The sequence below is a fragment of the Amphibacillus indicireducens genome (assembly GCF_039539605.1).
Lineage (GTDB): Bacteria > Bacillota > Bacilli > Bacillales > Amphibacillaceae > Amphibacillus > Amphibacillus indicireducens.
The window spans coordinates 1-9,906 of the sequence record NZ_BAABDL010000046.1 but is presented as its reverse complement, the minus strand read 5'-3'; the positions used below and the strand labels follow the sequence as shown (position 1 = coordinate 9,906).

Below are 9,906 nucleotides of genomic sequence, written 5' to 3'. Positions count from 1 at the left end.
TAAGCTACAGCTACTACTGCCTTCACTGTTCGGGACTTTCACCCTAGAGTCTGCACCCATGCTGGGCACACAATAAAACCTCGAATTATGAGCAATTCAAGGTCAAAGCTATTTTCTCATCAATAACGGATCAATATTTGACTAACTTACTTCAAATCAGCTGGAAAAACTAAGCCAATTGATTGTCTTGCTTGGTCGAGGACTTTGATCGTGTTGAGTGAATTTTCAAATGAATTTACTGGACTTTCAAGTTGACCAGCTTTAACTAGCTCAACAAAATGGTTAATCTCATAAAACATCGTTTCCTGTTTTTGCTCAACGGAAATATTTGTAATCGTTCCATCTTTGTCAATCCGAGTTAAACCTTGCATATCGCTGATTTTATCAATCACAATCGTGCCATTTTCTCCTTGAACTTCTGAAGGCACATGTGTGTTCGTAATTTTTGAGAACATTAAATCAGCGGTTAATTCAGGGTACTTTATCGCCATTGTCCCCAGCCCATCAACACCCGAATCAAGCATAATTACATTTGCTGAAACGTGATCGGGCATACCAAACAGTGCAACCATGGGATAAGCCGTATAAACACCGATATCCATCAGCGCACCATTAGACAGTTCCGGTTTAAATGCGTTTGCTACTTCCCCTTCTTTATAACGATCGTAGCGAGAGGAGTATTGACAAAAGTTTCCGACAAATCGCCTTACCGGAGCAATTGCTTTGATCTGTTCTTGCAAAACTTTAAAGTTCGGCATATGTGTTGTCTTCATGCCTTCCATTAAAAGCACCTTATTTGTACGTGAAACTTGAATCATCTGTTCGACTTCACGTTGGTTCGACGCAAATGGCTTTTCGACAAATACATGTTTACCGTGTTCCATACAAAGGATTGCTTGCTCAGCATGCAGTGCAGTTGGACTCGCAATATAAACTGCATCAAATTGATCGCTACTAACAAACTCGTTTAAGTCAGAAAAGGCATGTGTTGCTTGATGTTTAGTGGCAAAAGCTTCCGCACGTTCTTTTGTCCTTGAATAGACAGCCGTCAACTCGAAGTCTTTTACCAGTTTAGCTGCCGCTAAAAAGCGATCAGTAATCCAATTTGTTCCGATTACACCAAAACGAATCATCTTATTCCTCCTCATTTTTCGGACGATTTAAGCGGTCAAGTACGATTCGATAACCCCCACTACCATATGTTAAAGCGCGCTTTACTCTTGAAATAGTAGTTGTCGAAGCTTTTGATTTATCGGCAATTTCTTGATAAGTTTCTCCATCATCAAGCATTCTCGCAACAGCCAAACGCTGTGTTAATGATTGAATCTCGTTCATTGTTGCTAAGTCATCGAAAAACTGATAACATTCCTCTCGATTTTTCAATGATAAAACTGCATCAAATAACTGATCAAGCTCTTGACCACGTAATTTATCAATTTGCACTAGATTAACCTCCTACTCGGTTTCCGTTACACCAGCTAAGCCCGGAGTTGTCGGAATCACATTGACCCATGTCTTACCTGGTACAAATGGGACAACTTCACCATCCTTAACAGGTAAAAGATACCCATCTATATTTTGCCACTCTAACCTCTGAATCAAACCTTTTTGCAATAAATAGGCGTTCCCACCGGAGACTAAATCAACCTCACGCCTTCCAGCATCATCAACGACTTGATAGGGTGTTTCAATAATAAATACATTACTAAGTTCAATTGGTGTTTGATCATTTAATTCGATCGTTTGTTCCTCGCCATTAAAGCGTGAATAGGTTTCATTCACTTCGTCATACCGATAAGTGACATCTTCCTGACCATATTTCAGTGATAGTTCTGACACAGCCTCGCCTGTCAATTCCCCAAGTTCTTCTTCTGTTAAAAAGGTAAATTGCGTATGCTCTGCTTCAATCTCATACCCTTTATCTTGAGCGACCTCTGTCACTGAATCAAAAATCAAATACGAATTATGTGGCGCCTTCCGGAATGATTCGCGTTTAAACAAATGCCCGTCATTATCATAGTAAGCACCATTTAAATGATCAGCTGCCCCAGCTTTTAGCATATCTTCAATAAAATTAGCCGCACCATGATAAACATATAATGCATCAAAATCATTTGCTAAATTAAAATAATATGGTCGTGCACTTCTTACGGGTCCAACAAGCTCAGGCGCTTCGCTTTGGAACATCGCTAAAAAGCGTGTCGTTTGCCCCTCCGCTAAAATTTCAAAGACAATGTCAGCTTGTGACAAACCTGATTGTGGCCGTGCCGCTGGATGATTATTAATCATTACACTGACAATTCGATTTAAACTCGCCTCATCAGTAGCCTCTCCCGTTAAAGGATAGATAAATTCTGGTTCAGGCTCAATTACCTCTTCTTGTTCGATCTCTTTTTCTTCTAAATCCTGACTCACTTTTTCTGTATCTTCATCTGAACAACCTGCAATAAATAATATGAGTAAAGCAAAGTAAAGCAGACATCTTTTTTTCATTATGACACCATCCTTTAGTGCGCTAATCTGTTCATGTCCTACTATGATGTATTATAACAAAAATAATCATTAAATCGGGTAATTGATCGAAAATTAAACAAAAAGACCGTCAATATTTTTATTATCAACATGTCTAGCTTAGTCGTATGATTATTTTATAGAATTTAATTCAATAAAATAGTAAAAAATGTTTGCTTCATCGTTTTTCAAGGTGTAAAATAAAAAAATATTATAAGAGAGGAGAATAATATGAAAGAAAATTTAATCTACACAATCAAAAAAGAACAGCACAATGAAGTGGGGCTTAAAGCATTGCTAGAAAAACACCCCGAAATAAAATTCATTTCGCTCGCTGGTATTGATCTGGTCGGCCATGAAACGGAAGAAAAAATTCCGATCAAAGCTTTTATCAAAGATATTAAAACATTTTTGTATGGAGTGGTTGTTCAAACAGATGGTTCATCCGTTTACCTGCCAAACATTGCGACATTAGATAACGCAAAGATTGACATAAAAGCTGATCTCGATCGCAATTGGTTTGTCGATTATAATTTTGAGAATATCGATGAAGAAACAGGCTTACCTACTGGAACACTAAAAATTCCTAGTTTTTTATTTCATGAAGGTGTCGCTGTCTGTTCAAGACATATCTTATTAAATGCAGTGAACTATTTTGAGAAACAGGTTATTCATTTGATAGAAGAATGTGATCGGTTTGTAGCTGATTTTGGATTTGGTGCAACTGACATCGATAAAATTAATGTTACTGCAGCTACTGAGCTTGAATTTTGGGTAAGAACACCAAATGATAGTCGAGATATTGGCGAGTTATCCACCTCACAAGAATTACACGAACAATATTGGGCAACAACACGAGGCTCTGTGCGAACTGCACTTGAGCAGACACTTGACTGTATCGACAATTACGGATTCGAACCAGAAATGGGTCACAAAGAAGTTGGTGGTGTGAAAGCCAAATTATCTAGTGCTGGGGCATTGTCTGGCATTATGGAACAATTAGAAATTGACTGGAAGTACACATCTGCTCTACAGGCAGCCGATAATGAGATGATGATTAAGAAAATTATTAAAGAAGTTTTCAGAAAAAATGGTCTGGACGTTACCTTTCTTGCTAAACCAATTCCAAGTGTCGCAGGTAGTGGAGAACATACGCATATTGGAGTAACTTCAAAGTTAAAATCGGATCAATACGTCAATCTCTTTAATCCTAATGATGGTACTTATTTGAGTATCTTCGGCTATGGTGCGATGATGGGAATTTTGAAAAATTATCAGATGATTGATCCGTTCGTTTCCGCTTCAAATGAAGCATTTAAACGCCTTAAAAAAGGGTTTGAAGCACCGATTAGTACGGTCACTTCATTAGGAAGAGATGTCAATACACCTTCTAGAAACCGGACAGTATTACTCGGTTTAATCAGAGACGAAGCTAATCCAATGGCGACACGATTTGAACTGAGGTCACCGAATCCACATACAAATACGTTTCTATGTCTTACAAGTATGTTGCTTTCAATGGTGGATGGGATTGACTATGCCTTACTCAATAATAAGACCGAAGATCAATTATTAGCCGAACTTTCTAAAGCGCCTGATCAAGAAGCAGACTACCTTGAACAATCAAGAGCCTATCGAAGCGAAAAAAATGTCTTTGATGATTTTTCCGATCAAGAAAGGGGGCTTTACTTCGGCGAAGCACCACAAACCGTTTACGAGAATCTTCAAGCATTTAAACGTTATCCGAATAAGTTATCTGTATTAAAACGAGGCGATGTTTTGACGGAAAAGCTTCTAGATAGTTATCAATCAGCACACCTTAATAAATGGGTAACAGAAATTGAGCACCGCATCTTACCCACTTTATTTCAAGAGATATTGGAGATTAAGAAAATGCACGACCCGAGCAATACGAGTGATTTAGATCTTTCTTATTGGAATAAAATTGGTCAGTTAAAAAATCAACTCGCAAAAGACAGTCTTGATAAAAAGAGTTTATTCACTAGAATCAAAAACGCCATTGATAAAGAGGATTATCAAACAGTATCAGATTTACAAAAACAAATAACGACTCAAATGCAAAAACTAAAAGACTTGTATCTGTTATATGAAAATAACATGATCGATTAGAAAGTTTTTCATGACTAAATAGAGTGATAATATCATTAAAAGCGCCAGGCCATTTCGGTGGTTGACGAGGATTGGAGTTATCGAAAATTCGGCGGATGCTCCAAGGGTTTCACAATCCAAGAACTCTCTAAAAATTAGAAGTAATTCTATAACAACAGGGGATTCACGTGATATCACTCTTTATCTATAATAAGGAGGATTTTTTATGTGTGGAATTGTCGGTTATATTGGTTTAAATTCAGCCTCAACTATATTATTAAACGGTCTGGAAAAGTTAGAATACAGAGGTTACGACTCTGCAGGCGTTACAATTCTCAACAATAATAAATTAACAACGAGAAAATTTTCAGGACGGTTAGAACGATTAGCTGACAGTATCAATCAGCAACCAATCGCAGGAACGATCGGTATTGGTCATACGAGATGGGCAACACACGGCGAGCCGTCTGATGTTAACTCACATCCACAATTAAATAATGATCAAACCATAGCAATTGTCCATAACGGCATTATCGAGAACTACCTTTCGTTAAAAAATTTTCTCACTGAACAAGGCTATACATTCTACTCTGAAACAGATACAGAAATTATTGCAAATCTGATTGGTTTTCACTATGAAAATGATCTGTTCGCTGCTGTTAGAAAAGCGATTAAACAGTTGAAAGGTACCTATGCGTTAGAAATTGTTTCAAGCAAACACCCGGATGAAATCATTGCCGTTAGATATGAAAGCCCACTTGTTTTAGGGATCGGTGAAGATGCCTTTTATCTCGCTTCGGACATCCCAGCAATTTTAAATCAGACTAAAAAAGTGATTTATCTTGAAAATGGCGATCTCGTCAGACTTACAAAAGAAGATTACGAGATCTATGATCAAGCAGATAACAAGGTCGAACGTGAGATAAAAGAAGTAACATGGGATGTGGAAGCCGCTAGCAAAGAAGGCTTCGATCACTTTATGCTTAAAGAAATCTATCAACAACCTGAAGCGATACAACACACAATCGAGCGCAGATTGGATGACGAAGGCTATATTCAACTAGATGATATTCAGCTATCGAAACTAGAATTGAATGCGATTCGGAAAGTCTATATTGTCGCATGCGGAACTGCCTATCACGCTGGATTAGTCGGAAAGCATATCTTAGAAAAAGCATTACAAGTTGATGTGAATGCTGAGATCGGTTCAGAATTTCGCTATAATGATCAATTTATCGATGATAAAACGTTAGTGATTATTGTCAGTCAATCTGGCGAAACCGCCGATACACTCGCATCATTACGAGAAGCAAAATCAAAAGGTGCCCGAATTTTATCAATTACAAACGTTGTAGGCAGCTCCGTCGCTAGAGAATCTGATGATATTTTTTATACGTGGGCTGGACCAGAAATCGCCGTTGCATCAACAAAGGCGTATACAACTCAACTCGTTGCCTTTTACATGCTAGGTTTATATTTTGGCAGATTGAAAGGAACACTAAGCGATCAATTATATAAGCAACACCTAAATGAATTACAATCGATCACTAAACAGGTCGAACGAACAATTAATAACTGCATTGAACCAGCAAAAGTAATCGCTGAAAAAATTAAAGACAGCCATTCATTGTTCTATTTGGGTAGGGGGCTAGATTATACGAGTGCCCTTGAAGCATCTCTAAAACTAAAAGAATTATCTTATATTCATGCTGAAGCATTTGCGGCAGGAGAACTAAAGCACGGAACGATTGCTTTAATTGAAGAAGGGACACCAGTTATCGCAATTGCAACTCAAACAAAGACCTATGACAAAACGATCTCAAATATTAAATCCGTCAAAGCAAGAGGTGCCTATGTCATTGGCATCACTACTACTGACAACGAAGACATTGAACAAGTTTGCGACAAAACCATTTATATCGCGAAGAAATCAGATCTCTTCATGCCCATATTAAGCGTCATCGCACCACAACTGATCGCTTATTACACATCCCTTGCCAAAGGAAATGACGTCGACAAACCAAGGAACTTAGCTAAATCAGTGACGGTTGAATAAAAAAGATTATCTTGCTTCTCGAACACTCAAACCCCGTATGTACTATTCATACGGGGTCTTTTTACCAACTATTAACCTCACTACCTATCAAAACTCAACTTATCTTCTAGGAAAAATCACTTTCCAAGAGAAATGATTCACAACAAGCAGTACTGGTAAATAGACATACAGCAAATAAGGCTGTTTGCTGATGAAATAATGGAGCACCGCTAATCCACCAATCACAAACATCATCACAAACACAATCGTTGTGTTGGCTGATTCGACAAATGAGAAAGATTCATTAAATGGATAACGGCCATTATTAATCATGCGATAACAAATCGGTGTTAAGATACAGCCGATCAAAAAGATAATCAAAAAGTGAAGCATGGCAATTGGCCCAATAAAGTACAAGTAAATCAGCATGAGTATCACGACTACCGGTATAAATAATTGAATGATAAATGCTTTCAGAGTCGCCCGATAAAAGACAGATTGATCACGAACTGGGAGAACTTGATATAAATATGCCCCGTTCGCTTTTGCTGAATATTTAAGCATGTATACAGATGTGGGAATTGATAGCAATGAAAAATAGCCATATAAATAGTCTATCTCAGAATCAACACCAAACCCGTCCATCAACATCATCCCAATCATAAACAATGGTAGGGCAATTGAAATACCGAGGGTTGGATAGACTTTTAGTTTAAATTCACGTTCCTGACTTAGCATCACTCTAGCAAAATCAATCGCTGCTTTCTCTTCTTGATCTCGGCTAATCCAGCCGGAAATTTTTCTTTTCAACGTCTGTTTTTTCACTTTTTTAGCTGTCGATGCATTCATCAATTTAGCTAAGTTTTGTTCAAAAGCAGGCATCGATTTAAAGTAAATCCATAGTGAAATGATCGGTACAATTAAGGCAAGACTCGCAGCTAATATTAATAGTCCACCTTGTCCATCATTTAAGAGTACTTCAAAGGCGGCACTAAACCAAAATGGGGGTAAGAGTAAATGCCACCACTCGACCGTATAGTCAAATGTTAATCCAACCAAACCAAATGAGCGCCCAACCAATTGATAGACAAAAACTAAACCGATCGACAAGAAAATTTGCACATAATTAATTAAGTTACGCAATTTTTCTCCGTCAAAGAACTTTAAAATAAGCATATAAAAAAGTGCTGTGACAACGATACATAGCAAACAAACTAAGACAAGACTAACAAATAACACGAGTGAGAATAGCACGCCATGCATTAAACTACTCACAATAAACGGGATTAACAATAACGCACCAGCTAGTTGAGTCATATAAATGACGATATGAACAAATTTTGCAAAAGCAATCGTGCGATCATCAATCGGTTTCGTATCTAAAATGACTTTATCTCGCACATCCAGTAAAACAGATGAAAAATCTGCGATCATTGACGTCGTTAAAATAAACATAATTAAAGAAAAGACAATCGCAAGTGTGACATAAAAATCGTCACTAAACAATAAAAACGGGATTAATAAAAGACCTAAAAATGCATATAACAACAGTGACGTCAAAAAAGGTGTGATAATGGGATCTTTCTTTCGTGCTTGATTACCAATAATCGTAGGTACACGACGTTTATCCATCGTTAATTTAAAGCCAACAATTAATCGCACCGTCCGGTATTCAACACCACATAAACGAAACAGCCAACTAAAACGATCGAGAATTTTTAACGTAAATGACTGGTGCATCTTAGTCAGCTCCTTGAATAATTTCAACGATCTCTGTAGCCGTCTGTTCATGTTGATCAAAACCCGTCAATTGATTGAAAATCTGTTCAAGCGTCCCTTCTTTGTTTTGCGCTTGTAAGTCGGTAAACGCCCCATCAGCGATGATCTCACCTTGATTTAAAATCACAATCCGATCACTGATTTTTTCGACAACGTCCATAATGTGCGATGAATAAAAAATCGTTTTACCTGCACGAGCTAATTGGTCCATCATTTCTTTAATAATCATCACACTATTTGCATCAAGTCCGGATAGTGGCTCATCAAAAAAGAGCAGATCTGGATTATGTATCAAACTCGCAATCATTAAGAGCTTTTGCTTCATCCCTTTTGAAAAATTTGAAATCTTCGTCTGCTTCACTTTTGTCAGTTCAAATTTTGCCAGTAAAGCATCAAGTTTGAGTTCAATTTCAGCTTGATCCATCCCGTACATTTGGCCGATAAATTGGATATATTCTGATGCCGTCAAATCATCATAAATCTCACCATTCTCAGGAACATAACCAATTTTCCGCTTATAATTAACAGGCTCATCATGAATGTTGTCGCCAAAAACAAAAACATGACCATGATAATTTGCAAGTAATCCGAGAATAATTTTGACGGTCGTACTTTTTCCAGCCCCATTCGGACCGATATAACCAATAATTTCACCGCGTTTAACTTTTAAATTCACCTGATTAAGCACTTGTTGGTTACCGAATCGAATTGACAAATCGCTTAACTCCAAAATCGTTTCCTCTGTCATTGATCATTCCTCCTCTTTACTTAGTTTTAGTCTAACATATTCTGCTAATTAGTTAAGCTGTTATTTTAGCAAAAAGCATTTTCAACTAATAAAAACTGCACCCCTAATCGTTAAATTAACTTTAACAACTAGAGATGCAGCCTTTATAAGTGACTATTTTACACAACCCCAATATCCGTACGATAAAAGAAATTCTCAGTTTTTTCGATTGTTTTCAAGTATTGATAAACTTTTTCGTTTGCTTCCATTAAGCTCTTTTGCACAGAGCCAACTAATAAGACACGCCCACCATTTGAAACGAGTTGCGAATGACCATTGAGTGTTGTTCCCGCATGAATCAAGTAGCCATCCTCGATCTCACGAAGTTCTGGCACAAACAAGCCGTTCCGACAGGCTTGCGGATAACCACTTGAAGCAACAACAGCCCCAACCGCATAACCATCTCGCCACTTAAGTTCAGGGTCGACACCTGAAGTGACCGCTTCAATCACGTCAAGCAAATATTTTCTAATATTTTATTTTAATTGACAAAAGAAAGAAATTAATATACATTTAAATTATCAATATGAAAAAATTAGTATCTATCATATTGAACTTTGACCTAGGAGCATTTGCTACGAAATGTATATTATAAGGTCATAGTATTTTTAAAAGGTAACGTCAAAAGTTCTATGAAAAGAACTGAAAAATCGAGATCCCAAAAGTTTAATGGCAAAAAAACGAC

The 9,906-nt window shown here is 37.4% G+C and carries 8 protein-coding genes; 2 read left to right on the top strand and 6 right to left on the bottom strand.

Annotated elements, in window-relative coordinates; genetic code table 11:
• Positions 1-146 precede the first annotated feature (146 nt).
• From ABD814_RS04180 to ABD814_RS04170, 3 genes are read right to left on the bottom strand one after another with little or no spacing between them, the layout of a single operon-like run.
• Positions 147-1,133, bottom strand: coding sequence for a Gfo/Idh/MocA family protein (locus ABD814_RS04180; RefSeq protein WP_344910634.1), 987 nt, complete (start codon positions 1,131-1,133; stop codon positions 147-149).
• 1 nt (position 1,134) lies between these two features.
• Positions 1,135-1,443, bottom strand: a complete 309-nt coding sequence (locus tag ABD814_RS04175; protein ID WP_344910632.1) for a YerC/YecD family TrpR-related protein — start codon at positions 1,441-1,443, stop codon at positions 1,135-1,137.
• Positions 1,444-1,455: 12 nt separating this feature from the next.
• Positions 1,456-2,493 carry a DUF3048 domain-containing protein gene (locus tag ABD814_RS04170; protein ID WP_344910630.1) on the bottom strand — a complete coding sequence of 346 codons (1,038 nt, stop codon included), beginning with the start codon at positions 2,491-2,493 and terminating at the stop codon, positions 1,456-1,458.
• 249 nt (positions 2,494-2,742) lie between these two features.
• On the opposite strand from ABD814_RS04170, the gene ABD814_RS04165 reads away from it, so the two are divergent.
• On the top strand, positions 2,743-4,641 hold the full coding sequence (locus ABD814_RS04165; protein ID WP_344910627.1) for a type I glutamate--ammonia ligase: 1,899 nt from the start codon (positions 2,743-2,745) through the stop codon (positions 4,639-4,641).
• A 205-nt stretch (positions 4,642-4,846) separates the two neighbouring features.
• A complete protein-coding gene (glmS, locus tag ABD814_RS04160; RefSeq protein WP_344910626.1) occupies positions 4,847-6,676 on the top strand; it encodes a glutamine--fructose-6-phosphate transaminase (isomerizing) in 1,830 nt (609 codons plus the stop codon).
• 99 nt (positions 6,677-6,775) lie between these two features.
• Here glmS and ABD814_RS04155 read toward each other — a convergent pair whose 3' ends face one another.
• The 3 genes from ABD814_RS04155 to ABD814_RS04145 all read right to left on the bottom strand — a co-directional run bounded on the left by ABD814_RS04155 (position 6,776) and on the right by ABD814_RS04145 (position 9,673).
• Positions 6,776-8,395: a hypothetical protein gene (locus tag ABD814_RS04155; protein ID WP_344910624.1), complete on the bottom strand. Its 1,620-nt coding sequence runs from the start codon at positions 8,393-8,395 to the stop codon at positions 6,776-6,778.
• A 1-nt stretch (position 8,396) separates the two neighbouring features.
• On the bottom strand, positions 8,397-9,182 hold the full coding sequence (locus ABD814_RS04150; RefSeq protein ID WP_344910622.1) for an ABC transporter ATP-binding protein: 786 nt from the start codon (positions 9,180-9,182) through the stop codon (positions 8,397-8,399).
• Positions 9,183-9,340: 158 nt separating this feature from the next.
• Positions 9,341-9,673: a phosphoribosylglycinamide synthetase C domain-containing protein gene (locus tag ABD814_RS04145; protein ID WP_344910635.1), complete on the bottom strand. Its 333-nt coding sequence runs from the start codon at positions 9,671-9,673 to the stop codon at positions 9,341-9,343.
• Positions 9,674-9,906: the final 233 nt, after the last annotated feature.